Origin of the sequence: uncultured Maribacter sp. (assembly GCF_963975365.1) — a bacterium.
Taxonomy (GTDB): domain Bacteria; phylum Bacteroidota; class Bacteroidia; order Flavobacteriales; family Flavobacteriaceae; genus Maribacter.
This window is the reverse complement of sequence record NZ_CAXBGF010000009.1, coordinates 75,679-102,522: the sequence shown is the minus strand read 5'-3', so window position 1 is coordinate 102,522 and position 26,844 is coordinate 75,679. Positions and strand designations below refer to the sequence as shown.

24 protein-coding genes are annotated in these 26,844 nt (G+C 35.3%); 7 read left to right on the top strand and 17 right to left on the bottom strand.

The genetic code is table 11. The annotated features are described in order from the left end of the window. The first annotated feature begins 22 nt into the window (after positions 1 to 22). A complete protein-coding gene (locus AACZ49_RS11660; RefSeq protein WP_339654924.1) occupies positions 23 to 1,021 on the top strand; it encodes an endonuclease/exonuclease/phosphatase family protein in 999 nt (332 codons plus the stop codon). Here AACZ49_RS11660 and AACZ49_RS11655 read toward each other — a convergent pair. The 9 genes from AACZ49_RS11655 to udk form a co-directional block, all read right to left on the bottom strand. Next, positions 1,002 to 1,322, bottom strand: a complete 321-nt coding sequence (locus AACZ49_RS11655) for a DUF6122 family protein (protein ID WP_339654920.1) — start codon at positions 1,320 to 1,322, stop codon at positions 1,002 to 1,004. The genes AACZ49_RS11660 and AACZ49_RS11655 overlap by 20 nt on opposite strands. Further along, positions 1,315 to 1,944: a WbqC family protein gene (locus tag AACZ49_RS11650; protein WP_339654917.1), complete on the bottom strand. Its 630-nt coding sequence runs from the start codon at positions 1,942 to 1,944 to the stop codon at positions 1,315 to 1,317. Before AACZ49_RS11650 ends, AACZ49_RS11655 begins: the two co-directional genes overlap by 8 nt. A gap of 30 nt (positions 1,945 to 1,974) precedes the next feature. Next, complete coding sequence (gene lepB / locus AACZ49_RS11645; protein ID WP_339654914.1) at positions 1,975 to 3,675, bottom strand: signal peptidase I; 1,701 nt, start codon at positions 3,673 to 3,675, stop codon at positions 1,975 to 1,977. A gap of 96 nt (positions 3,676 to 3,771) precedes the next feature. Next, positions 3,772 to 4,473, bottom strand: coding sequence for a 4-hydroxy-tetrahydrodipicolinate reductase (gene dapB, locus AACZ49_RS11640; protein WP_339654911.1), 702 nt, complete (start codon positions 4,471 to 4,473; stop codon positions 3,772 to 3,774). Between the two features lie 2 nt (positions 4,474 to 4,475). Next, complete coding sequence (locus tag AACZ49_RS11635; RefSeq protein WP_339654908.1) at positions 4,476 to 5,123, bottom strand: DUF5683 domain-containing protein; 648 nt, start codon at positions 5,121 to 5,123, stop codon at positions 4,476 to 4,478. After that, a complete protein-coding gene (locus AACZ49_RS11630) occupies positions 5,116 to 6,024 on the bottom strand; it encodes a ParB/RepB/Spo0J family partition protein (protein WP_339654905.1) in 909 nt (302 codons plus the stop codon). Before AACZ49_RS11630 ends, AACZ49_RS11635 begins: the two co-directional genes overlap by 8 nt. A 2-nt stretch (positions 6,025 to 6,026) precedes the next feature. Beyond that, a complete protein-coding gene (locus AACZ49_RS11625) occupies positions 6,027 to 6,800 on the bottom strand; it encodes an AAA family ATPase (RefSeq protein WP_339654902.1) in 774 nt (257 codons plus the stop codon). Positions 6,801 to 6,987: 187 nt separating this feature from the next. Then, positions 6,988 to 7,320 (bottom strand): septum formation initiator family protein, encoded by a 333-nt coding sequence (locus tag AACZ49_RS11620; protein ID WP_339654900.1) that lies wholly within the window; start codon positions 7,318 to 7,320, stop codon positions 6,988 to 6,990. Further along, entirely contained in the window at positions 7,320 to 7,934 is a 615-nt protein-coding gene (udk, locus tag AACZ49_RS11615; protein WP_339654898.1) for a uridine kinase, read from the bottom strand. The genes AACZ49_RS11620 and udk overlap by 1 nt, the downstream gene beginning before the upstream one ends. Positions 7,935 to 8,042: 108 nt before the next feature. Between udk and AACZ49_RS11610 the strand changes: the two genes are divergently transcribed. The 4 genes from AACZ49_RS11610 to AACZ49_RS11595 all read left to right on the top strand — a co-directional run bounded on the left by AACZ49_RS11610 (position 8,043) and on the right by AACZ49_RS11595 (position 13,558). Further along, positions 8,043 to 9,266: a multidrug effflux MFS transporter gene (locus tag AACZ49_RS11610; RefSeq protein WP_339654896.1), complete on the top strand. Its 1,224-nt coding sequence runs from the start codon at positions 8,043 to 8,045 to the stop codon at positions 9,264 to 9,266. Positions 9,267 to 9,454: 188 nt separating this feature from the next. After that, on the top strand, positions 9,455 to 11,140 hold the full coding sequence (locus tag AACZ49_RS11605) for a hypothetical protein (RefSeq protein WP_339654893.1): 1,686 nt from the start codon (positions 9,455 to 9,457) through the stop codon (positions 11,138 to 11,140). Beyond that, positions 11,137 to 11,793 (top strand): SCO family protein, encoded by a 657-nt coding sequence (locus AACZ49_RS11600; RefSeq protein ID WP_339654890.1) that lies wholly within the window; start codon positions 11,137 to 11,139, stop codon positions 11,791 to 11,793. Before AACZ49_RS11605 ends, AACZ49_RS11600 begins: the two co-directional genes overlap by 4 nt. 49 nt (positions 11,794 to 11,842) lie before the next feature. Then, positions 11,843 to 13,558, top strand: a complete 1,716-nt coding sequence (locus AACZ49_RS11595) for a hypothetical protein (protein WP_339654887.1) — start codon at positions 11,843 to 11,845, stop codon at positions 13,556 to 13,558. An 80-nt stretch (positions 13,559 to 13,638) separates the two neighbouring features. Here AACZ49_RS11595 and acs read toward each other — a convergent pair whose 3' ends face one another. Genes acs through nagB form a run of 8 tightly spaced genes read right to left on the bottom strand, consistent with a single transcriptional unit; the run spans position 13,639 to position 25,051 of the window. After that, positions 13,639 to 15,546: an acetate--CoA ligase gene (acs, locus tag AACZ49_RS11590; protein ID WP_339654884.1), complete on the bottom strand. Its 1,908-nt coding sequence runs from the start codon at positions 15,544 to 15,546 to the stop codon at positions 13,639 to 13,641. Positions 15,547 to 15,602: 56 nt separating this feature from the next. After that, entirely contained in the window at positions 15,603 to 17,297 is a 1,695-nt protein-coding gene (locus AACZ49_RS11585; protein ID WP_339654881.1) for a sodium:solute symporter family protein, read from the bottom strand. Positions 17,298 to 17,331: 34 nt separating this feature from the next. Then, positions 17,332 to 17,592: a DUF4212 domain-containing protein gene (locus AACZ49_RS11580; RefSeq protein WP_339654878.1), complete on the bottom strand. Its 261-nt coding sequence runs from the start codon at positions 17,590 to 17,592 to the stop codon at positions 17,332 to 17,334. A gap of 40 nt (positions 17,593 to 17,632) precedes the next feature. Then, positions 17,633 to 18,709, bottom strand: a complete 1,077-nt coding sequence (locus tag AACZ49_RS11575; protein WP_339654875.1) for an anhydro-N-acetylmuramic acid kinase — start codon at positions 18,707 to 18,709, stop codon at positions 17,633 to 17,635. Between the two features lie 15 nt (positions 18,710 to 18,724). Further along, complete coding sequence (locus AACZ49_RS11570) at positions 18,725 to 20,281, bottom strand: glycoside hydrolase family 3 N-terminal domain-containing protein (protein WP_339654872.1); 1,557 nt, start codon at positions 20,279 to 20,281, stop codon at positions 18,725 to 18,727. Beyond that, a complete protein-coding gene (locus AACZ49_RS11565) occupies positions 20,274 to 21,548 on the bottom strand; it encodes an MFS transporter (protein WP_339654869.1) in 1,275 nt (424 codons plus the stop codon). The genes AACZ49_RS11570 and AACZ49_RS11565 overlap by 8 nt, the downstream gene beginning before the upstream one ends. Further along, complete coding sequence (locus AACZ49_RS11560) at positions 21,532 to 23,064, bottom strand: family 10 glycosylhydrolase (RefSeq protein WP_339654867.1); 1,533 nt, start codon at positions 23,062 to 23,064, stop codon at positions 21,532 to 21,534. The genes AACZ49_RS11565 and AACZ49_RS11560 overlap by 17 nt, the downstream gene beginning before the upstream one ends. 58 nt (positions 23,065 to 23,122) lie before the next feature. Next, entirely contained in the window at positions 23,123 to 25,051 is a 1,929-nt protein-coding gene (gene nagB, locus AACZ49_RS11555) for a glucosamine-6-phosphate deaminase (RefSeq protein ID WP_339654865.1), read from the bottom strand. A 203-nt stretch (positions 25,052 to 25,254) separates the two neighbouring features. Between nagB and AACZ49_RS11550 the strand changes: the two genes are divergently transcribed. After that, entirely contained in the window at positions 25,255 to 26,004 is a 750-nt protein-coding gene (locus tag AACZ49_RS11550; protein WP_339654863.1) for a DeoR/GlpR family DNA-binding transcription regulator, read from the top strand. A 4-nt stretch (positions 26,005 to 26,008) separates the two neighbouring features. Beyond that, positions 26,009 to 26,821 (top strand): N-acetylmuramic acid 6-phosphate etherase, encoded by an 813-nt coding sequence (murQ, locus tag AACZ49_RS11545; RefSeq protein WP_339654860.1) that lies wholly within the window; start codon positions 26,009 to 26,011, stop codon positions 26,819 to 26,821. The last annotated feature ends 23 nt before the right edge of the window (positions 26,822 to 26,844 follow it).

Here is a 26,844-nt window from a genome sequence, read left to right as displayed (position 1 = left end):
ACAATCGTTTTTCTCAAAAATCATGTTGCTATTAAACATGATTTTCTCTTTTTGTTTATTGTTGGCATGTATTATTCCATATACTTCATCGGCTAGTTTGGCATTTGTTAGTTTAGCAGTGCCTTTATTGGTTTTTGTGAATATTTTATTCTTTGTATATTGGTTATTATGTAAGAAATTGTATTTCCTTCTCTCCCTATCAATTTTGGTTTATGGTTATTTTGCCTTAGGTACGTTTATTGGTTTTAACTCAATGAATAAATCTATAAGTAATGAAGACTCAATTTCAATTATGAGTTTTAATAGTTTGGGTTTTAGAGGTAAAGAGGATGAATGGAAAAGTACTGCTGGTGAAACCATAGTCAAGTTTATTCAAAATGAACGTCCTGATATTATTTGTTTTCAAGAGTTCGATTACAAGAAAATTAGATCTCATTATTTTGAAGAATACCCATATAAATATGTTGATTTCGAATTCGGACCTGATAATGGAAGGGTTATTCAAGCGGTGTATTCTAAGTTTAAAATTTTAGAAGAGGGACTTTTAGAATTTCCTGAATCCTCCAATAGCGCAATATTTGTGGATGTAAAATACAAGAAGGATACAATTCGTATTTATAACCTTCATTTAGAATCTTTAAAAATAAGGCCGAATAGCATTAAAAGAGAACGTTCAGATAAATTATTCGAAAGATTACGACATTCTTTTGCCAAGCAGCAAGAACAGTCTACAATTGTTAGAGAGCATATGAATACTAGTCCTTATAAAAATATTGTTTGTGGTGACTTTAATAATACTCAATTTTCAAACTCATATTTTACTATTAAGGGTGATTTAAGGGATAGTTTTTTGGAAAGGGGCAGAGGTTATGGTAAGACCATCAACTTCTGGAAATTACCATTTCGAATCGATTATATTTTGGTAGACGTATCTTTTGAAGTCCAATCTCATAAGAATTATGATATTGATCTTTCTGACCATGAACCCATTATGGCGACTATTAAAATTCCGACCGAATAAATAGACAATCTACGGTATCTGCAAGTATATGTAGTAAGAAGGCCAAACCTATTACTCTTGTTTTTTTTAATAAAAAGAGAATAATATATAGTGCTATTGCCCAGTAGCTATGAAGTGGGTGAAAATTAATACTGCAACGATTTGGGTCGAACATAGGATTAGCTACAAGGTGATCTATATCAATAAGTATACCTAATAATAATATTATCGATACCCATAATCGATTTTCCTTATAGAAGTAAAAAGCTATAAAAATCGGTACGATAAAATGAATGCCATAATGGGCTATAAACCTAACCATTAGTTGGTATAATAAAATCGTGATTTAAGTAATTTACCGTATTAGGTCCAACATTAAAAAGTAAGTCTAAGATGCTTAAATTAGGTATAAAGCTATTTCGGTCACCAAATACTTGGACATAGGGTTCTATGTCTAATTTGGTTTTTAATTTAGCGCTAATCAAAGATCTATAGTCTTCGTGTTGTATAGGATTTTCTTCAAACTCTTCTGTTTTGGTTTGTGGCATTTCTAATTGAAGACACTTGAAAATAGTTTCTATGGTTTTTAGGTTAAAGTCTAGTAAACCATCAAATGTTTCTGTGTATAATGGTTTAATATCATCTTCATAAAACTCAAAGAAGGGTGACGTTCTGTATGCTGTTTCTAATGTACGCCAATGTTGTCTTTGCCACGGGTACGAATTGTCTAAGGCAACATCTTTATATTTTTGTCTGCCGTTGGCTTTACCTACGTGAACAATAGGTATGCTAAGTATGTGTTTGCCTCGGTCGGTACAAATATATGTTCGGTTTCTATAGGTCTGTTTTTGGTAATTATCCTCTACTTCCCAACAGATATCATGGTGCATAATATAACTGAACGTAAGAATGTTCGGAAAATAAGATGGATGAATTAATTTCATCAGTTAAGATTTACAGTTTAAGTGTCTAATTTATTTCTTAGATTTCTTTCGTTTCCAAAACCAGTTTCCAACGAAATAAGCACCTAATAGAATTAAAAAATACTTGAAGTAAGACTGTGGCTCACCTTCCCCATTTACTGTGGTGAAGATACGGTCCCATCTAGGTCTCCAATTGCTAATACCTTCAGTGAAATTATCGAAACTCATCCAAATGAAAATTGGTGTTCCTACTATATGATTTTCAGGCACATACCCCCAAGCTCTACTATCTTCAGAATGGTCTCTATTATCACCCATCATCCAATAATAATCTTGTTGAAATGTATAGGTAGATGTAGGTTCTCCATTAATAAGTATCTGATTACCTGATACGGAAATTTCATTTTTTTCGTATTCTCTAATAATCTTTTTGTAAAGTGGTAAAACTTTAAGATTCAAATCTATAGTAGCTCCTTTTTGAGGAATATAAATAGGTCCCATCTGACTGTAATTCCATGGATAATCAGGACTTTGAGGAAATAAATTGACCCCTCGTAGTCCTTTTTCAGCTACATTTTGAATTACGGAATCAATGTTAGCGTCAGCTTTAAGTGTTTTAACCATATCAGCGGTTAAAGGTACTATGCGTTCACGGTCGGTAATCTCTTTCAGGGATAATCGATATTTCGAAATAATCTTGGCAGGTATGCCAGAACCTTTTGTGTACAGTTCTATTTGACCATTTTCAGCTTGATTGTATCCTAGGAGATAACTTCGTACTGCGTTAACCTGCTCTTGATTTAATGGACTAGATAAATATTTTCTAGTGAAGTCTGTGATGCCTAATGCATCAAGGGTTCTTGAGGATACACCTTTTGAGCTATATACCCTATAATCAAACTGTGGTTTGGCGCTTCCGGGCAATTCTAATTGCTTCCCATTAATAAAAACATATCCATTTCGAACTTCTAGTGAATCGCCTGGTATACCCACACATCGCTTAACATAATTCGATTTTTTGTCAATAGGCTTATCTACCCCTTTTTCTTTTTTAAAGAATACACGCACTGTATCGGCAGGCCAGCTAAAAACTACAATATCATTTCGCTCGACTTTGGTAAAACCAGGAAGCCTAAAATAGGGTAGTTGTGGCTTTTTTAAATAAGAAGGAACTCCTAAGACAGGAAGTGTATCGTGAACCATTGGTGCTGCAACCGTAGTCATTGGTGTTCTTGCACCATAGTGAAATTTACTTACAAAAAGAAAATCACCCACTCTCAATGTACGTTCTAAAGACCCTGTAGGAATTACATAAGGTTGAATGAAGTAGGTATGTACCAAGGTAGCTGCTACAATTGCAAATACTATAGAACTGACCCATTCGCCCATGGCAGTTTTTGGCTGTAGACTTCTATCTTGTATGTAGGTGACGTCTAGCGAATAATTGACGTAGTAGATGTAAAGGCCGAGGGTGATGACAACAAGCCACGTTTCTAACGTGCTATTACGACCAAAACTTCTTATTGTTTCAACCCAAATTACAGGAAACATCAATAAGTTGATTATTGGGATAAATAATAAAATCACCCACCATTTAGGCCTATTTATAATTTGCATCAAAACTATAGCATTGTAAACTGGTATCGCTGCTTCCCAAGCTTTTCTACCTGCTTTTACATATAATTTCCAAGTACCTAAAAAATGTAAGACCTGTATAAGTAGAGTGAAAATAATCCATTGAGTGGCGTTCATGAGCTTTGTTTTTATAGAAATAATATGAATCTTTTTCGATGCTTTTTTTAACATCAATAATCCATCAGTCTTTTTGTTTGATTATTGTTACGTTTTTTAAGCAAGGTTTAACACATCTCGCATAGAGAAAATACCGGTTTTACCAATAATCCATTCCGCTGCGGTAACTGCTCCCAAAGCAAATCCTTCTCTATTGTGTGCGGTATGTTTTATTTCAATACTATCTACAACATTGTCATATGTTACAGTGTGGGTTCCCGGAGTTTCACCTATTCTTTTAGCGGTGATAGGCAATGATCCATTGGAATCATCATCTAATTTCCATTGGGTGTATTTTGAGTTTGTAATGACTCCTTCAGCCAAAGTAATAGCGGTTCCACTTGGTGCATCCAGTTTTTGCGTATGATGAATTTCTTCTATTGAGACTTTGTACTCTGGCAAGTTCTGCATCATTTTGGCCAAATAGTTATTTAACTCGAAAAAGATGTTTACTCCTAGACTAAAATTAGAGGCATAGATAAAAGCGCCATTTCGACTTTCACACAATGCAACGGCATCTTTGTATTTATCTAACCACCCAGTTGTACCAGATATAACAGGAACGTTGTTTTCCAGGCATTTTGTTATATTGTTGTAAGCCGCTTCTGGCATACTAAAATCTATAGCAACATCGATAGAATTAAAATCTATATTCTGTGTATGCTCATCAATTTTGGCAACGATTTCATGACCTCGATTTAGGGCAACCAGCTCTATCATCCGACCCATTTTTCCGTATCCGAAAAGTGCAATTCTCATTCTTAAAATTTTATAATTAAGGCCATACCATAATTTGGACTATTGGTGATTTGGTTAAAATCAAAATAAGGTTCAAAATCTATACTAAGATCATCATCAATATTAAATTGCTTTAAATGTGCATCTACATTTGCATCTACAATATTCAGTGCATACATGCCAATTGTAACAACCAACCATAGATCACGGTCACTTTGAAAGCGTTCTTGTTGGTATTCAAGATCATCATTATCTAAAGAAGGAATAATCCCATTATTTAGATCATAAAACTCATCATCGGTAAAGCCTGCCTGCCTACTTTTAAAGGCGGTGCGAAAACGCTGATAATTATCATTGTTCCAAGTGTACATGTAAATACTACCACCAACAAGTCCCCATGCAATGGGAGCTTTCCAATACCTTTTATTGTATATCTGTCCCATTCCAGGTAAAATGGCGGAATAAAAAGCCGCTTTACTAGGTGCAAGCGGATTAAATTCTTTTTTAGATTTCTTAAAGGAAACGGAGTTTTTTATTATAATACCTTGTTCAGAAAGGGTGGTTGATGTGCTATCGGTTTCTGTTATAGGCGCCGTTACTTGATTTTCTTGAGAAAAGCAAGAATGTATAGAATATAGAAGTACAATTAATAAAGTGATATAGTTATGCACCTGTTATCAATTTTTTGATACGGTCGAACTCCTCTTGAGATTTAAATGGAATAGTGATTTTTCCTCTGGCATTATCAGTAGATTTTATATCCACTTTAACTGATAAAGCATCGGTTAATTCTTTAATCCCCTTGCGAACAAATACAGAAGCTTCTTTTTGAATTGGTTTTGTTATTTCTTCTGTAACTTCTTCATCAGAATGATATGCTTTTACTGCACTTTCAGTATCTCTCACAGAGAGGTTGTCAAAGATGATTTTTTCATAGAGAGCAATTTGGTCCTGCTTTTTATCGATATTAACCAAGGCTCTACCGTGGCCCATGCTTAAAAAGCCATCTCTCATACCTGTTTGTATGATTGGATCCAATTTCAGTAAACGTAGGTAATTGGCAATTGTGGACCTTTTTTTACCAACACGCTCACTTAATTTTTCTTGGGTAAGATTAATTTCATCGATTAATCGTTGGTAGGACAATGCAATTTCGATAGGGTCTAAATCTTGACGTTGAATATTTTCAACTAAGGCCATTTCTAAAGATTCCTGATCATTCGCGATACGTATGTATGCAGGTATAGTCTCTAATCCTAATAACTTAGATGCACGATATCTTCTTTCCCCAGAAACTAATTGGTATTCGTTGAATCCTAATTTTCGTACGGTAATAGGTTGAATTACACCAAGTTCTCGAATAGAAGTGGCTAATTCTTTTATGGTTTCATCATTAAAATTAGAACGTGGTTGAAACGGGTTGACCTCAATATGTTCTAAATCTAGTTCAATAATATTACCAACTACTTTATCTGCATTTTTGTCAGTTGCAGATTTTATATCATTTTCCGGATCTTTTAAAAGAGCCGAAAGTCCTCTACCTAAAGCTTGTTTCTTTGTCGCTTTTGCCATACTTAAACCGTCTGCTTATTTTTTTTGACTATTTCATCTGCCATATTCAAATAATTGGTCGCTCCTTTACTTGCAGCGTCATATTTGATAATGCTTTCTCCATAACTAGGTGCCTCACTTAAACGCACATTACGTTGAATAACAGTATTGAAAACCATATCTCCAAAATGCTTCCGCACTTCATCTACTACCTGGTTCGAGAGGCGCAGTCTAGAATCATACATGGTCAATAACATGCCTTCAATATCTAAATCAGGATTATGCAGTCGCTGAACACTTTTTATCGTGTTTAAAAGTTTTCCTAAACCTTCAAGAGCGAAATACTCGCATTGTATTGGTATAATGATAGAATCTGCAGCTGTTAAAGCGTTCAATGTTAATAAACCTAATGAAGGTGCGCAGTCAATCAATATATAATCGTAGTCTTTCTTGAGATCAATGATTGCCTTCTTCAGCATATACTCGCGCTCCTCTTTATCTACCAATTCAATTTCAATAGCAACTAAGTCAATATGTGCAGGAATCAAATCAACATTTGGTGATGTTGTATTTATGATAGTCTCTTTGGCACTTTTTGTATGCTCTAATAGCTGATAGGAGCCTAATTCAACACTATCTACATCAATACCTAGCCCCGAAGTTGCATTGGCTTGCGGGTCTGCATCAATTAATAATACTTTTTTTTCCAATACACCTAGCGAGGCAGCTAAATTTACTGTAGTGGTAGTTTTACCTACCCCTCCTTTTTGATTAGCAATAGCAATAATCTTGCCCATATTCAAAGTAAATTAAGTCGTAAAAATACGATTATTTATGGGGCTAATGAAAGGATTTTGTTAACACTAGGTGAATAACCAAAGGCATTTCATTAAAAATGCGTTAAACTTTTAATTATGAAAGGGTTAAGCAACACATTTATGCTTAGTATTTCTGTTGGGGATAACTTATTAAAAAAATATTAAATTAATTATTTTCTTTTTGTTTTAAGCTATCTTCATATTCAATCAGATAAATTTCCTCGTTCTTTTTCTTTAAATAATATTCTTCTCGAGCAAACCGTTCGAGCTCGCCTTCATCTGATAATTTTTCAATAATTATTTTGTCCTTGGCAATCTCTTCTTTTAAGAAGTCTTGTGTTTTCTCTAGTTTTTTTATTTCCTTTCTCAATTCTAAATGAATTAATAAAGAATTGGTGTCAAAAAAAAGCATCCAAACTACAAAAACAGAAAGTACCAATACATACATATTGGTCATAATTTTAAACCATTTTTTTTGCTTTAAATCTTTAAATGCCATTACTCTTGCATTAATTTTTCATTGATTATACTCTTTACGATTTCAACTGCAACGGTATTGTATTTGTTATTCGGAATTATAATATCGGCATACTCTTTTGTTGGTTCAATAAATTGCTCATGCATCGGTTTAATAATAGACTGATACTTTTCTATGGTTTCATCTAAATCCCAACCTCTTTCATTTACATCACGCTTTAACCTTCTAATAAGTCTTTCATCGGTATCTGCATGTACAAATATTTTAATATCGAACATCTTACGAATGGCCGAATTGGTCATTATCAAAATTCCCTCAACAATTATTACTTTGGTAGGGTGGGTAAGAATCGTTTTCGCCGTTCTATTGCACTCAAGAAATGAATATACGGGTTGCTCTATAGATTTTCCATTTTTAAGTTCGATTAAATGTTGCTCTAAAAGGGCGAAATCTATTGAACTTGGATGGTCGAAATTGGTTTTTCTTCTTTCTTCTAAGGATAAATGAGATAAGTTATTATAGTACGAATCTTGTGAAATTACACCAACTTTCTCATTAGGTAGTTCATTGATAATTTGATTTACTACGGTAGTTTTTCCACAACCAGTTCCACCAGCTATCCCAATAATTAGCATACATTTAATTTTGCTACAAAAATACATATTTGAATTTCAAATATGCTCAAAACTTAAAAATCAAGTTTAAATAACATCGCTTGAAATACTAAACCTTATTTTTGCACGATGCAAAATGAACAGGTAAAACCCAATTTTGAATTTGTAGCCTTAATGGCTTCGTTAATGTCTATTGTGGCTTTGACCATTGATGCAATTTTACCGGCTATAGCTGATATAGGGCTATCTATTAATAGCCTTGATCCTACTAGAAATCAGTTATTGGTTACTATGATATTTTTAGGTCTAGGGGTAGGCCAATTAGTTTTTGGTCCACTTTCCGACAGCCTAGGTAGAAAACCAATAGTTTATTTTGGATTCATAATTTTTTTAATTGCAAGTGTCATATGTTTAGTAGCCCCTAATCTTGAGATTATGTTAGTCGGTCGCGTATTACAAGGAGTAGGACTTTCTGCTCCCCGAACAATTAGTATCTCTATTATTCGCGATACATATAGAGGAGATTACATGGCGAAAATTATGTCGTTCGTAACCGCATTCTTTATTCTGGTACCAATTGTTGCGCCTGCAATAGGTAAAGCAATTTTAGATGTAATGGGTTGGCAAGGTATTTTTTATATTCAATTGTTTTTCGCTTTGTTGGTAGGTATTTGGTTTTGGAAAAGACAAGAAGAAACATTGAATCCAAAATTTAAGGTACCATTTTCTTTATCTGTTTTTGTTACAGGAACAAGAGAAATAATGAGGTACAAGGAAACTGTTTCATGTACCCTTATTTCAGGCTTAATTACGGGGTCGTTTTTAGTGTATTTAAGTTCTGCTCAACATGTATTTGAAGATTTGTACGGATTAACCGAAACCTTTCCTTATGTTTTTGCCGGTTTGGCTTTTTCAGTTGGAATTTCTACGCTTATGAATGGTACTTTGGTTTTACGTTTCGGAATGCGAAACTTATCCTTTTTGGCATTGGTAGTCTTTACGGCGCTAGCCTTAGGATATAGTTTAATATTCTGGAATTCAGAAGACCCTAGTTTATTGGTTTTATTGCTATTTCTTTCATTTTTATTTCTTTGTTTAGGCTTTATATGGGGTAATATGAGGTCTATTGCAATGGAACCGATAGGTCATATTGCGGGTATTGGCGCAGCTATTACTGGTTTTATATCTACTATCTTATCTATTCCAATTTCTATATTCGTAGGTAGTTTTATTGAAGATTCTGTATGGGCCCTTTTCGCAGGTTTGGGCTTTTGTGGCTTGTTGTCCGTGCTATTGTTTTTAGCTTTTAAAACACGGCCTTTGTTTGCCAACAATCATGCATATACCAATTAAAATTAGTTGGTATTTGTGCCTGTTATATTGTTTTATTTCCTGAAACAACTACGTTTTTACAAAATTTGTTTAATGCGAGTTATACGTTATATAATACTATTTATACGTTAAATAACTGGTAAACAGTGTGATAGTTGTAAATTGATGTTGTCTAATGTTAAGATTTTGAGAACTTCAACCTATCAGAAATGTCGGAGTTAAAAAAAGTAAGCTTTGTTTTCGGTTTAGTAATACTATCTTTTTTCTTAGGATGTAAAAATAGTAGTCAGAATACAGATTTATCTTCGTTAAATCTTTTGAGAGGAGACCTTCAATTATGTGGTAATGGTCAATTTGGTGATGTTAATTTTTCTGAAACGTGCAGTTATGAAACTAGAAAAACTTTTAATCTAGCAATTTCTTTACTTCATTCTTTTGAGTATATCGAGACTGAAAAGGCCTTCGTGAAAGTTATTGATGAAGATCCCGATTGTGCAATGGCTTATTGGGGTGTCACCATGAGTATATATCATGGGTTGTGGGCACCACCTGAATCATCAGTTTTAGAGAAAGGTGTTAAGTTGCTTGCCATTGCCGAAAAACTTTCCAAGTCTAAAAAAGCCGAACAATATTTAAACGCTATTGGAGCATTTTATAAAGATTGGGAAACGGTAGATAATCAGACAAGAAAAGAACGTTATGCCCAAAAGAAGGGGATAATGTTTAGTGATTATATGGACGATACTGAAGTTGCCATTTTTTATGCATTGCCGATTCGTGCTTCAGCAATACCAACAGATAAAAGTTATTCAAAACAACGTACTGCAGGTAAAATATTGGAAGATTTATTTGATAAAGAACCTAATCATCCTGGTGTAGCACACTATATAATACATTCTTATGATTATCCAGAATTGGCCGAATTGGGTCTTAGCACTGCAAGACGGTATGCTGATATTGCCCCGAATTCTGCACACGCGCAGCATATGCCTTCACACATTTTCACCAGATTAGGTTTATGGAATGAGTCAATTAATACAAATATAAATTCTGCATCTTCAGCAGTTTGCTACGCCGAAAGCATTGCGCCAGGTGCCCATTGGGATGAAGAAGTACATGCAATGGGGTATTTGGTATATGCTTATTTACAAATAGGAGAAAATAAAAAGGCCAATGAACAATATGCCTACTTAAAATCTTTTGAAAAGATATTTCCCCCGAATTTTAAAATTGCCTATACGGCCGCTGCTATTCCTGCACGAATAGCGGTGGAAAATAAAAATTGGGAAGAAGCCTCTTTATTAGAGTTACCACAAATACCGGGTATGGAATGGGAAAATTTTCCTTGGCAACGTTCATTGCTCCATTTCGCGAAGGCCTTAGGCGCAATACATATGAATAACTTAATAGATGCGGAGAAGCAACTTGTTTTATTGAAATCATTTAAAGAAGAATTAATTGAACTAGAAGATGCTTATAAGGCCAATCAAGTTGCTATACAAATAGAAACAATAGAAGCGTGGCTTAAATTAGAAAATAACGAGGTAGAAGAGGCATTGAGCCTAATGAGAAATGCTGTTGAAATGGAAAGTATGACTTCAAAACATCCAGTTACACCAGGCGAAATTTTACCTGCAGATGAACTTTTGGCAGATATGCTTTTGAAAGTAAATAAGCCTTTAGAGGCGTTAGATGCTTATGAGTTGAACCTTGTAAGAAGACCCAATAGATTTAATGGTATTTATGGGGCTGCCTTAGCTGCAAAAGAATCTGGTAATAAGGAAAAAGCTATATTTTATTTTGAATCACTTCTTGAACTCACCATAGATTCTAATAGTGATAGATCAGAAATACGAGAAGCCAAAGAATTTCTTCAGCAAAATATGACATTATGAAATATAGATGTTTGGTTGTAATAGCCATTTTAATTTCATTTTGCTCAATTTCCTGTAACAATTGGGGTGGTAATGAACTTCCTGTTTATAGTCCATCAGATTTTAATGCAGAATTGGTTGATGTTAGTTTACAGTCTAAAGATGGAAACCATACGGTTTCAGATTTTAAACTAATTAATCAAAATGGAAACATAATTACACAAGAAGACTATAAGGATAAGATTTATGTTGTTGATTTCTTCTTTACAAGGTGTCCAAGCATTTGCCCCATTATGACAGATAATATGGTGAAAATTCAAAATGAATTTTCTAATAATAATGATGTTATGTTATTGTCACTTTCTGTAACTCCTGAACTAGATAGTATTTCGGTATTACGAAAATATGCTAATGATAAAAAAGCGATAGATGAAAAATGGAATATTACCACGGGCGATAAAAGACATATTTATGAACTCGCTCGTAAGAGTTATTTTGCAGTTGTAGAACAAGGTGATGGCGGCATGCAAGATTTTATACATACACCTAATTTTATTCTAGTTGATAAGAAAAGGCAAATTAGAGGTGTGTACAATGGCACTGATGATGAGGAAATAAATCGATTGAAGGATGATTTGAGAATTTTGATGAAATTCAATGAAAAGTCATTGTAAATATTATAATTATATAAATACATACCCTTAATTTTTTAAATCATTCCTTATGAAAGACTTTTTCTATCTTAATTTTCTTTTTCTACTATTTATTGGGTGTAATAATAAAACGAATTCACTTGATACTAAAGATCGCCCGATTATAACTTGTGCTCCAATAACCACTGATGCCGAATGGTACGAATCGGATAATATTGCACCACTAATTGAAGGTCTCGATGTGCTAGATTTTCCTATAACTACTACAAATAGTTTAGCTCAGAAATATGTAAACCAAGGATTGGTTTTGGCATATGGTTTTAATCATGCCGAAGCTGCTCGCTCTTTTTTTTATGCAACAAAATTAGACCCAAAATGCGCCATGGCATATTGGGGGTTCGCTTATGTGTTGGGGCCTAATTATAATGCAGGTATGGAACCCGATAATTATGAAAGAGCTTACGAAGCAATTCAAAATGCTATAGAAATATCTAAGAGTTCAGCTTCTCAAAAAGAAAAAGCGTTAATTCATGCATTGGCTAAAAGGTATGTGAAAGCACCTGTGGAAGATAGAAGTAAACTTGATGTGGCCTATTCACTTGCAATGGAAGAGGTTTATGAAGAATATTCTTATGATGCAGATGTCGCTATTTTATTCGCCGAGTCTTTGATGGATTTGCATCCATGGGACTTATGGGATAAAATGGGAAACCCAAAAGAGTGGACACCAAAAATCATTTCTGTTATTGATAATGCCTTGGATATAGATGCAAAACACCCAGGTGCACATCATTTTAATATTCATGTTTTAGAAACTTCAAATTCCCCGGAAACGGCACTCAAGAGTGCTCAATTGTTTGACGAGGATTTAGTACCTGGCGCGGGGCATTTAGTGCATATGCCATCACATATTTATATACGGACCGGTGATTATCATAAAGGGACACTTTCAAACATTCGGGCTATTTCGGTAGATAGTAGTTATGTTTCTGCATGCAATGCACAAGGAGCTTATCCTTTGTCTTATTTTCCTCATAATTATCATTTTATGGCGGCCACGGCAACTTTAGAAGGTAATAGTATGTGGGCAATAGAAGCTGCTAATAATGTTGCTGAACATTCTAATACTTTGCTAATGAAAGAGCCAGGTTGGGGAACAATTCAACATTATTACACCATACCATATTACATTAATGTAAAATTCGGTAAATGGAAGAAAATCTTAGAAATGGATAATGAAGATACTTCCCTAAAATATCCTGAAGCTGTTCGTAATTACGCGCGAGGAATGGCCTTTCTAGGATTGGATAAATTGGATGAAGCAAAGAAAGAGCTTAGTGCTTTAGAGATTTATTCAGAAGACGAAAGTTTAAAAGAAATTACCATTTGGGACATCAACTCGGTAGATGTTTTACTTCAAATCGCAAAAAGAGTTTTAAAGGCAGAAATTTTGGCAAGTGAATCTAATTATCAAGATAGCATTAAACTTTTAAAGGAAGCTGTAGAAATTGAAGATAATTTAAATTATAATGAACCACCAGATTGGTTTTTTTCAGTAAGACATCATTTGGGAGCAATTCAAATTGAAGCTGCCCTATATGATGATGCAATAATCACTTACCAAGAAGATTTAACTAGATTACCGAAAAATGGCTGGGCACTTCATGGTCTAAAATTAGCTTATGAAAAACTTGAAGAGTCAACTAAGTTAAAAGACGTTGAGGAAAAATTACAGGCGAGTTGGGCAACAGCCGATATACAATTGAAGGCCTCTCGCATAAAATAAAAAGCCATCAAACCCATAATCTTAAATGAGTTTGATGAACTTTAAAATAGTATTGATTACTAATAATTTTAAGATTGCTATTAAAGGGAATTATCCATAATTTCCTTTACTACTTCTGGATTTAATAGCGTGCTAGTATCACCTAAATTGCTTGTATCGTTACTGGCAATTTTTCGAAGAATTCTACGCATGATTTTACCGCTACGTGTTTTTGGAAGTCCAGATACAAACTGAATTTTATCTAATTTGGCAATAGGCCCTATGTGCTCTGTAATCTGTTGATTTATTTCTTTTCTTAAATTTTCTCTGTCTCTACTTTCACCGGTTTCTTTTAAAATAACATATCCATAAAGAGCATTTCCTTTTACATCATGCGGGAAACCTACAATGGCCGATTCTGCTACTGCAGGGTGCTCATTGATAGAATCTTCTATTGGTGCTGTGCCTAAATTATGGCCTGATACGATGATAACATCATCTACACGGCCCGTAATACGGTAATACCCAACTGCGTCTCTAAGTGCTCCATCACCTGTAAAATACATATTTTCATAGGCGGAAAAATAAGTGTCTCTATATCGGTCATGATTGCCCCAAATTGTTCTGGCGATTGAAGGCCATGGGAATTTTATGCATAGTCGACCTTCAACTTGATTTCCTTTAATTTCTTTGGCGTTCTCATCCATAAGGGCTGGTTGAATACCAATAAATGGAAGCGTTGCATAGGTAGGTGCCGTTGGGGTTACATAAGGTATTGGGGTAATCATAATTCCCCCAGTTTCCGTTTGCCACCATGTATCAACGATAGGACTATTTTTCTTACCTACATTATTGTTGTACCAATGCCATGCCTCTTCATTTATAGGTTCGCCCACCGAGCCTAATACTTTTAGACTTGAGAGGTCGTATTTTTCTACATATTCTAAATTCTCTTTTGCTAATGCTCTTATTGCAGTTGGTGCGGTATAAAATTGGTTTACCTTATGTTTTTGAATCACATCCCAAAAGCGACCAAAATCTGGATAAGACGGTACGCCTTCAAACATTAATGTTGTCGCACCATTTGCCAATGGGCCATAAACGATATAGGAATGACCTGTAATCCAACCTATATCAGCGGTACACCAATAAACATCATTTTCTTTATATTGAAATACATTTTTAAAGGTATAGGCAGTGTATACCATATACCCCGCTGTGGTGTGGACCATACCCTTTGGAGTGCCTGTTGAGCCTGATGTATACAGAATGAATAGTGGATCTTCAGCATCCATAATTTCCGCAACACAGTCTGCATATGCATCATCTAATAAAGGTTGTAGCCACTTATCTCTACCATCTTCCATATGTATTTCAGTACCAGTGCGTTTTGCTACCAAAACATTTTCTACTCCAGAACATTCTTCAAGCGCTTTATCGACAATCCCCTTTAAATCGATTGATTTTGTACCTCTAAAAGAGCCATCTGAAGTGATAACCATTTTACAATCAGAATCATTAATTCGGGTAGCTAAGGCATTTGAAGAGAATCCTGCAAATACCACAGAATGTATGGCTCCTATTCGGGCACAAGCCAATAATGCAACTGCTAATTCAGGAATCATAGGCAGATAGATGCAAACACGATCACCTTTTTTTATTCCATGGTCCAATAATACATTAGCCATTCGACAAACTCTTTCGTGTAATTGCCTATAGGTTATATGTACTGCTTCCTCATTAGGATTGTTGGGCTCGAAAATAATTGCAGTTTTAGTTCCTCTAGTAGGTAGGTGACGATCTAGACAGTTTTCTGTTATGTTCAATTTGGCACCTTCAAACCATTTTATTTCTGGCTTTTCAAAGTCCCAGCTCAGTACATTGTCCCATCGCTTACGCCAAACAAAATGTTCTTCGGCAATTTCTTCCCAAAAGGCTTCAGGATTACGAACCGACTTGCGATACACTTGAAAATATTCTTCTAAATGTTTGATGTGATAATTACTCATTCTGCTACTTGATTTTTATGTATTTTCTAGGTAAAAAAACCTACTTTGTTTTTGTGTCAATGCCCTGTTGCCTCACCAGCACCACTTGGTATTCTAATGTTCTCTACAATTTCTTGAACATCTTCTGGTGGTTCTGGTGTAAATTGTAAAACAATAATCGATACTATAAAGTTAGCGATCATGGCAATACTACCAAAACCTTCCGGTGAAATTCCAAACCACCAATCTGCCTGGGAGCCACCTCCAAACCAACCGAACTTAAATTTGGTCATGTAAAAAAGCATTAAAAGAATACCTACAACCATACCGCTGATAGCGCCTTCCTTATTCATTTTTTTATAAAAAATACCGAGTACTATTGCTGGGAAAAAGGAGGCTGCAGCCAAACCAAAGGCCAATGCTACTACGGCTGCCACAAAACCTGGCGGATTTATACCAAAGTAACCGGCAATGGCTACTGCAACAGTTGCTGAACCTCTAGCCACCCATAATTCTGCTTTGTCGGATATATTTGGATTAAATACTTTTTTAACTAAATCATGTGAAACTGATGCTGAAATAACTAGCAAAAGACCTGCTGCTGTTGATAGTGCCGCTGCAAGACCGCCAGCCGCTACCAAAGCAATTACCCATGCTGGTAAATCAGCAATTTCCGGATTTGCCAAAACCATGATATCGTTGTCAATCGTTAGCTCGTTTTTTTCTTTATCTGCTACATATTGAATTTTACCATCCGCATTTTTATCGTCAAAAGTTAATAGCCCGGTTTCTTCCCAATTTTTAAACCAAACTGGCATACTAGAATATTCTTCATTGCTAACCGTGTTGATCAAGTTCGTTTTTGCGAACACGGCAACAGCAGGTGCAGTTGTATATAAAATAGCTATTAAAAGGAGTGCAAGACCTGCAGATTTACGGGCATCTTTAACTTTCTTTACGGTAAAAAACCTGACGATTACATGGGGTAAACCTGCTGTACCGACCATTAATGCTAACGTTATCGCAAAAATATCTGTTAACGATTTAGAACCGTCCGTATACTTATTAAATCCAAGTTCAGTAGAAAGTCCGTCTAATTTATCCAATAAGAAAGCTCCTGAACCGTCATTTAATGTAGAACCCATACCCAGTTGCGGAATTGGGTTTCCTGTCATTTGTATCGAAATAAATATAGCAGGAACCATAAAGGCAAAAATTAAAACACAATATTGAGCTACTTGAGTGTATGTAATACCTTTCATTCCACCTAAAACGGCATAGAATAAAACAATGACCATACCTATAATCACACCGGTGTTAATATCCACTTGAAGAAATCTAGAGAATACGACACCTACACCTCGCATTTGCCCTGCGACATAGGTAAATGAAACTATAAGTGCGCAAATGACAGCAACAATACGTGCCGTTTTTGAATAATAACGATCACCTATAAAATCTGGAACCGTGAATTTTCCGAATTTGCGTAAATATGGAGCTAACAATAATGCCAGTAGCACATAGCCACCTGTCCAGCCCATTAGGTAAACCGAGCCATCATACCCTGCAAACGATATAATACCTGCCATGGAAATAAAAGAGGCAGCCGACATCCAATCTGCGGCGGTTGCCATACCGTTTGCAAGTGGTGAAACACCACCACCAGCAACATAAAAATCTTTTGTTGAACCTGCTCGAGAATAAATTGCGATTCCTATATACAGGGCGAATGTGAGCCCTACTAAAATATACGTCCAAGTTTGAACACTCATCTGTTGGTTTTTTTGTGGTTGGTTTTATTTTGGTCTATTCGTTATAGCCGTATTTCTTATCTAATTTGTTCATTAATCTAACATATACAAATATTAGGATTACAAAAACATAGATTGACCCTTGTTGAGCAAACCAAAATCCTAATTTAAAGCCGCCAATTTTGATGGAATCCAAGGCATCTTTAAACAGTATGCCCGCGCCGAACGAAACAAAAAACCATATAGCTAAAAGTATAAATAGATACCTTACGTTCTCTTTCCAATAAGCCGATGCTTTCTTTTGTTTTTCTGACATTTCAGTTTGTGTTTTAATGTAGTAAATTAGGTAAAAAAGTTCAATTAGGTAGGTAAACAACGCCACTAGAAGAATCTTTTTTTGCTCCTGTAACAGATGAAAGAACATTTGTTTGTTGTTCAACCCGTAGCACACCCATTAACGCAAAAATTAGAGCTTCCTTAAATTCAATTATAATTTTTTCAGGTATCACTACTTTCGTGTTTTTGCCAAGTTTTTGTTGCAAGGTTTCTATAAGGAAAGAATTTAGGGCGCCACCACCAGTAACCAATAAACTTTGTTGATTACTATTCGCGTTTAGTTTGATTTGCTGAGCGATTTTATCACATATGTGATGAATGCTCGTGTGAAGCAAGTTTTCAATAACATCAATTGTTTCGTCTACGATAGGTACAACATCAGATAAAAACCACTCATAGCCGATAGATTTAGGATGGGGTAGTAGGTAGTATTGAAGGTTGTTCAACCGCTTCAACATATTTACGTTTACATTACCCTTTCTTGCTAAATTTCCATCTTCATCATATTCTAAATCAACTTTTCTGGTAATAAAGTTTAAGATCATATTTGCTAAACCAATATCGTAGGCAATTCGTTTTTCTTTTACATCGAAAGAAATATTACTAATGCCACCAAGATTAAGACAGAAATCATATTCATTAAAAAATATTCGGTCACCTATGGGTACTAAGGGTGCTCCCTGGCCACCAAGAGCAAGATCGTTCGTTCTAAAATCGGAGATTACCTTATGACCACTTGTATTCGCCAAATGCTGACCTGACCCAACTTGAAAAGTAAGGCCCATCTCTGGTCGGTGATGTGTGGTATGACCATGACTAGCGATATAATCAACATCCAATTTATGTTCTTCGATAAATTGCAGAGCTTGTTCTCCTAACCATGTGCCATAGGTATTATGCAATTTAATTAGTTTTTCTGCGGATAAACCAATGGCATCTTTTAAGGTGTTTAACATTTCTGATGAATACCGAACGCTTTTAGTTTCTTTGATGTCAAATTCCCATTTTCCTTTTTTCTCCCAAATGTGACAATACGCTAGGTCAAGGCCATCTAAAGAGGTGCCGGACATAAGGCCTATGATTTTATAAACTTTCATTTGTGGTAGATTAAATTAATTAAGTAAAACCGGTAATTTCCCATTTGCTTCAAGTGTTCCTAAAAAATGTTCTGTGGCTACATCTTGAAATTCTTTAAAATTCTGGTAAACAATAACTGTAGCAGTAGTTTTATCAATTTTAAAAAACTGTAGTGCATAGGGGTTTCCAAAATGATATAGAACCACCTTTTTCGTTTGAATAAGCTGGTTCACAAAATCAATTTCCTGCTGAAGAAATCCAAATTTATTGGTAGGTTTTATTTGAGGTGGAGTCAATAGTAAAAGCACATCGGTTTCATTAGCAATTTCATTCTTCATCTCATTTATAGATGCTGAAATCTCTTCTTCAGATTGATTGTTGCTATATCTTTTTATAGTAATAGTACAATGATTTGTTCTTCTAAATTCTTCAATTACACGCGCAGTGCCTATTTGTAAGGTGAGCGATTGTTCTGCTATTTTTCGGTTTAATGAACTTGGGTCTGTTAAACCTTGTTCTAAGGAAGTGTTCCGAAAAGCTTTTTCTTTTAGAGTCCAGATGCGTTCAATGCTTTTATTAATTTGAGTATCTGTGGCATTTTCTAAGATCATTTGTATTCCTGCTTCAATATGTTCCGCAAAGCATAATACATCATTACCAGCATCGAAAGCCAACCATTCTAATTCACCATGAACAGTATAATTTTTTGAAACTGCATGCATATTCAATGCGTCTGATATGACCACTCCGTCGAATCCCATTTCATTTCTAAGTACTCCAGTGATAATATCTTTGTTTATGCTTGAAGGGATACTTTTATTGGAAGTCAACGCAGGTACGGACAGATGACCTACCATGACAGAGTCTACACCATTTTCGATAAGTTTTTGAAATGGATAAAGTTCATTTTCTAAAAGTTCAGCTTTTGTTTTATCAATAACTGGCAATCCTAAATGAGAATCTGTTGCAGTGTCTCCATGACCCGGAAAATGTTTGATACTTGTAAGAACACCTTCACTTTGTGTTCCTTTTACATATGCAGTAGCCAATGAAACTACATTCTCTTTATTATCTCCAAAAGATCGATAACCGATTACTGGATTATTAGGGTTCGTATTAATGTCGACTACAGGTGAAAGATTCCAATGAATACCAGCTGCTTTGCAATCTTTAGCAATTTGCTTGCCTACTTCAAAAGTCAGATCTATATTTTTGACATTTGCATCAAGAGTTATTGCGTAAGGATACTGTGGTGTATTTTCAATTCGCATGGCTAGTCCCCATTCAGCGTCAATAGAAATTAATAGGGGGTAAATGGCAGCTTTTTGATATCTGACGATGAGGTCTTTTAATACCTTGAAACTATTTTCATTAACCACTACTTTCTTCTTCCCTTCAAAATTAGTGGCTGCACTTGCCCTAGAATGAAAAAAGCATAATCCGCCAACATAATGATTTGAAATCAGTTTTTCAAGTTGCTGTATATCTTCTTCTGTATCGTTAATAAATGCTGCGGGCATAAATAATTGCCCTACTTTTTCAGTAGTAGAAAGTGTTTTTAGTGCTTCTGAAGTTGATAGTAAATTATTCATTGGAATCTGTAGTTTTTTTACCGAAATCTGCAGGATAAGTAATAAACTTTAATAAGAAAAGAACAGGTAGGGCTGCGATAACTACCCAGACAAAAAAGCCGTCATAACCCAACCATTGCTGAATATAACCGCTTACCATGCCAGGTAGCATCATGCCCAAGGCCATGAACCCGGTAGCTATGGCATAATGAGAGGTTTTTGATTTTCCGTCTGCAATATAGATGAGGTACATTAAAAATGCTGCAAACCCGAAACCATAACCGAATTTTTCAAAAATTACCGTGGCCGTAACAGCATAAATATTGGTTGTATTGGTTACTGCCAGAACTGCATATAAAATGTTGGGTAGGTTTAAGGAAAGTACCATGGGTAACATCCATTTTTTTAAGCCATCTCGTGAAATTAGTATACCACCTAGAATTCCCCCTAAAGAAAGGAATACAACTCCCGCAGTACCGAAAATAGTTCCAATTTGTTCTGTCGAGTAGCCTAAACCTCCTTCATCTGGCGTATCCAATAGAAAAGGCGATGCCATTTTCACCAATTGCGATTCTCCCAAACGGTAGGTTAAAATGAAAGCTAATGCGATACCAATCCCTGGCTTTTTAAAGAAGGATGAAAACACCTCAAAAAAGCCTTTTGGTTTTTCCTTTTGTTCTTCATTTTCAGATTCATATTTAGGAGTAACGAAAAAGTTTGCTACAGTCATTATCAACATTAAAAAGGCGGCTGCCGACATCGTTATGCTCCATGCTTTAGTGTTATCACCATATTTATTTTCTAAAAAACCTGCAAGAACAACAATCAATCCTTCTCCTGTAACCATGGCCAATCTGTAAAAAGTACTTCGCATGCCAACAAAAAAAGACTGCTTCTTTTCGGTTAATCCAAGCATGTAATATCCATCTGAAGCAATATCATTGGTTGCAGATGCAAAAGCGGCCATCCAAAAACAGGCTAATGAGGATATAAAAAACATGTTTGTCGGTAAAGTCAGTCCAACCCCTAAAAGTGCTACAGCTATTAACAACTGCATAGCTAAAAACCACTTTCGCTTCGTGCTTTTTAAATCAACAAAAGGGCTCCATAATGGTTTTAATACCCATGGTACATATAAAATACTGGTGTACAGTCCGATATCTTCATTGCTTACACCTAATTTTTTATACATAATCACTGATACCGTGACCACTAATACGTAGGGTAGGCCTTGCGTAAAATATAGAACGGGTACCCATGCCCAAGCTCCTTTATCTTTTTGTGCCATTTTTTGCAAGTTGCTTTATATTAATTATTGTTGGTTCAGTTTCAACGCCATATACATCTATGAAACTAAGTGCTAAATAGTTGTCCGATATTTGGTTTCTTGGTATTAACAGTCTATTTGGGTTGCCATCTAAGAAAATCTTAAAAACTAATTTTTTTATAGGGTATTCGTCTTTCGTCTTACGACCAGATTTATAAAGTAAGGCATAGCGCATATTCTCGGTATCATCGAGATAAAGAATTAAATCTTTTTTGTTTTGTTCTGTAATTGACAAACGAGGTGTTTTTAATGTATTCTTATTTGATAATGGGAAAGCGGGGTTCAAAGCAGGTAATTTGTAATACTTTTTATGAATATATTCTACAACATCGTCATTATTGGTCATAAGAGATTTAGCACTGAACATAATATTGCCAGAAATTTGAGGTGTTTCTCTAGCTAACTTCAATTGCATAGGTAATTCTTTTACATTGTTCCAGGATTTATCACTGTTGTTTCGAATTTTATAAGCACCGTTTCCTACATAAAGGTTTGTGTTGAAATTGTTATTTGACCACCAATCAACAATAGTTTTGTGTGATGCTACAGGTAGATTTATGCTCCAATATACTTGCGGAGCCAAATAATCTATCCATCCCTTTTTCATCCAAAGTAATGGGTCTGCATATAAATCTTCATAGGTGGTTTGCCCAGCTTTGGTGTTTGAACCTTTAGGATCTGTAGCGTTGTTTTTCCATACTCCGAACGGACTAATACCAAACTGTACCCATGGTTTTATAGACTTAATGGTTTCATGCGATTGCTTTACTAAAGAATCAATATTGCTACGTCGCCAATCATCAATTGTTTGGTTTTCTTTGGCGTAAGTTTCAAAGGCTATAGCATCATTGAAAATTTCATCTTTGATTTTATACGGATAAAAATAATCGTCAAAGTGGATGGCGTCTACATCATAGTTGGATACTATTTCAGCTATGATATTCAAAAAATGGTTTCGAACTTCAGGCAGTCCCGGGTTGTAATAATTCTTTTTGCCGTAATGCACCATCCATTCTGGGTGGGTGCAATAATCATGAGATTCGGCAAGAATTTCGAAATTTTCATCAAAAGTTGCTCTATATGGGTTTAACCAAGCGTGAAATTCCATTCCTCTTTGATGAGCTTCTAAAATCATCCATTCCAAAACATCTGAATTCCAATTGGGAGGGGTGCCTTCTTCACCTGTTAAAAATCTTGACCAAGGTGCATAATCGGAAGCATAAAAAGAATCACCAGCTGCACGAACTTGTACAATAACTGCATTGTAATTTTCTTTCTGATAAAAATCTAAAATCTTTAGATAGTCGGTTTTCTGTTTCTCGGCAGTATCATTACCGTTCTTTGGCCAATCTATATTAACAACAGTTGCAATCCAAACACCTCTAAATTCGGTTTTAGGGTGTTTTTCGTAGGTATTAAAAATGCCGCATGAATTAAATAGGACTACAATAAAAAGGAAGTATGTATATTTTGACATAGTAATAAAAAAGGCCCATTTTACTACTAAAATAGGCCTTTTTAAATAAGTTTAATCGTTAATTGAATTTATGTCTAACAAAGGCTTCCATTGCAGCATATGATGATAAGCCCAATGCTTTGTATTTATTAGCGGTATTTCGATTTCTCTCTTCGGCGCGCATCCAAAATTCTCTTGAATCATCACCTTGAAACATTACTCCGTCTTTTTGAGATTGATGACAGAATATGGCATGCCGTTTCTTTAATACCTGATCAGGGCTCATCGGTACTGCCATTTCAATTTCATTGATATCCCATTCGTGCCATGCTCCTCTGTATAGCCATAACCAACAATCTTTCATGAAGGGTTCGGATTTTAATTGTTTGCAAGCAGTGAATACAGCATCTAAACAAACTTTATGGGTGCCGTGTGGGTCGGCTAAATCACCAGCGGCATAAATTTGGTGTGGTTTTATTTTTGAAATTATACCTGCTACCAAAGTAATATCATCTTCAGATAAATTCTTTTTCTTAATTGTACCCGTTTCATAAAATGGCAAATCTAAAAAATGAACATTACTATCTTGTAAGCCCATATACCTAGTTGCAGCATAGGATTCACCTCGTCTTATTTTACCTTTTAAATTACGAACTTCTGCCGAATCTATTTGAGTTTCGTTTTTATCGGTAATCGATTTAATTATTTTTTTTGCCTCATCTGAAGGATGAATCTGCAAAGCGATTTCTGCGTATTTTCTTGCATCGGTATCAGATACCGCTATATTTCCAGAAGTCTGATAAACAACATGTACTTCGTGCCCTTGTTCTACAAGCCTATCAAATGTACCTCCCATAGAAATAACATCGTCATCTGGGTGCGGGCTAAAAATGATAACCCGCTTTTTAGCAGGTGTAGCACGTTCAGGTCTATTTGTATCATCTGCATTTGGTTTACCGCCAGGCCAGCCAGAAATAGTGTGCTGAAGTTTATTGAACATTTTAATATTAAGGTCGTAAGAATCTTCTAAAGCTAGAAGGTCCGCCATACCATTATCATTATAGTCTTTATCCGTTAAGCTTAAAATAGTTTTCCCCGTAGTTTCGCATAGCCAAACCATTGCTTTGGCTTTTAAATCTTCATTCCATTTACATGCATCTACCAACCAAGGTGTTTTATTACGTGTAAGTTCGCTGCCTGCTCCGGTATCCAATACAAAAGTACAATTGTCGTGGTGCTGTAGATAAGTTGCCGGTACATGTGAAGAAACTTCTCCTTCAATAGTCTTTTTAATTATATCAGCTTTATTCTGACCCCATCCTAAAAGAACAATGCGTTTTGCCTTTCTCACGGTTGAAATCCCCATGGTAATTGCCTTTCGAGGTACATTGTCTATACCTAAAAATGAAGGTGCGGCATCCACACGTGTTATGTGGTCTAAAGTTATAACTCTAGTGCCCGAGTTAAAGTGCGAACCAGGCTCATTGAAACCTATGTGACCCGTTCTGCCAATGCCTAATAATTGAAAATCAAGACCACCATGTTCTTTTATTTTTCGTTCGTAGCTTAGACAATATGTCGTGGTATCTTCATTACTCACCGTGCCGTCTGGAATATGTATATTTTTTTCTGGGATATCTACATGATTGAATAGATGCTCATGCATGAAGTAAAAATAACTTTGAATGTTATTTGGTTCCATTGGCAGGTACTCATCTAAATTGAAAGTAACCACATTCTTAAAACTCAAACCTTCTTCTCTATGCATGCGTACCAACTCTTCATACACTCGAATTGGTGATGATCCTGTTGCCAAGCCCAACACACAATTTCTTTTTTGACCTTGTCTTTTCTTTATTAGACTGGCAATTTCATGGGCCACTTGAATAGATGCCTTGTTGGAATCCTGAAAGATTACATTGTGAATTTTTTCGAATCGTGTTTCTTCAAACTGGCCAATAGGTTGGTGGCCAATGTCAATTTTAGTCTCTTTAACGGCGTTTTTCATAAGATTGTAATGAAATTTTGAGTTTTTAAATCATGCAAATATATGCGTTATTTTGAATTAATGCAGTTTTGTGCCGTTAATTTTGCATTTATTTGCGGTTTATTAAAGTTTAGTTAGTGTTTGAATTACATTTACGACATAAAACAGCAAGAGAATATAATTGCTATATTTGCTCTAATTATCATATAAAAGGTAGCAAATTCATGCTTAAAGAAGAGCGTCAACAAACAATTTTAAATGAGGTAGATCTTCATAATAGGATTTTAATAACTGATATAGCTGAGGCTTTAGATGTATCTATTGATACCATAAGGCGTGATGTGAAAGAACTCGACGCTGATAATAAATTACGAAAAGTACATGGTGGTGCTATTTCTATGGGTTATATGACCAATAGCGCTAGAAATACCAATATTTATAAAATAGAAGAAAAGGCAGCAATTGCAGCCAAAGCTATTAGTATGTTGCGAGATGGTGCAGTTATATTTATAGATGGAGGTACAACTTGCATGGAACTTGCACGTATTATTCCTGAAAATTTAAATCTTACTTGCTTCACTATTAGTTTGCCGGTTGCAATGGAATTATCTCATAAGGCGAATATCAACGTTATTTCGATAGGAGGTCAAATTTCAAAGGAAGCACAAATTTCTATTGGTGCAAATGCAATTCATCACCTTTCAGAAGTACGTTTCGATTATAGTTTTATTGGTACAGGGTATGTAGATGCTATATATGGACTAACAGAGTTCGATTGGGATATTGTTCAAATTAAGAAAGCGGTCATAAAAGCATCTAAGAAAACGGTTTTACTGTCTATTTCTGAAAAGTTAAATTCACAGCATCGTTATAAAACATGTGATATCAATTCTATTAATACTATGATAACCGAATTGAAACCAGAGGACAAATTGCTGAAGCCCTTTAAAAATCACGATATAAAAATTATATAATTAAATGGATTATAAGAAAATTACAGAAACCCCATCTAATCACGAGAATTTGGAGTTGATGGATACACAGACCATTCTGCAAAAAATGAATGAGGAAGACCAAAAGGTTGCATTTGCAGTAAAGAAGACTATACCACAAGTGACTAAATTGGTAGATGAATTGGTGAAACGTTTCGAAATGGGGGGTAGGTTGTTTTACATTGGCGCGGGTACTAGTGGACGTTTGGGGATTTTAGATGCGTCAGAAATTCCACCAACATTTGGGATGCCACATGAACGTGTAATCGGATTGATTGCAGGAGGAGATACCGCTATAAGAAAAGCAGTTGAAAATGCTGAGGATGCTACTAAGCAAGCTTGGGTAGATTTAATGGTACATGATATAACCAAAAATGATGTCGTTGTTGGCATTGCTGCTTCTGGTAGTACGCCTTATGTTATTGGTGGATTGGAAGATGCGAAAAAGAATGGTATACTAACTGCTGCAATTACAAATAACCCAGGAGCTCCTATAGCCCGAATTGCGGATATTCCTATAGAAATTAATGTTGGGCCTGAGTTTTTAACGGGTAGTACTAGAATGAAAAGTGGTACATCTCAAAAACTCGTTTTAAATATGATTTCTACTGCCTTAATGATTAAAATAGGTAGAGTAAAGGGAAACAAAATGGTGAACATGCAACTTAGTAATGATAAGTTGGTTGACCGTGGTACCCGTTATATTATGGAGGATCTTGGTATTGAGTATTCAGATGCTGAAAAATTGCTCAAAAAATATGGTTCCGTAAAATTGGCAGTGGAAGCCGGTAGGGGGTAAATTTTCTGAATAATATGATAGGT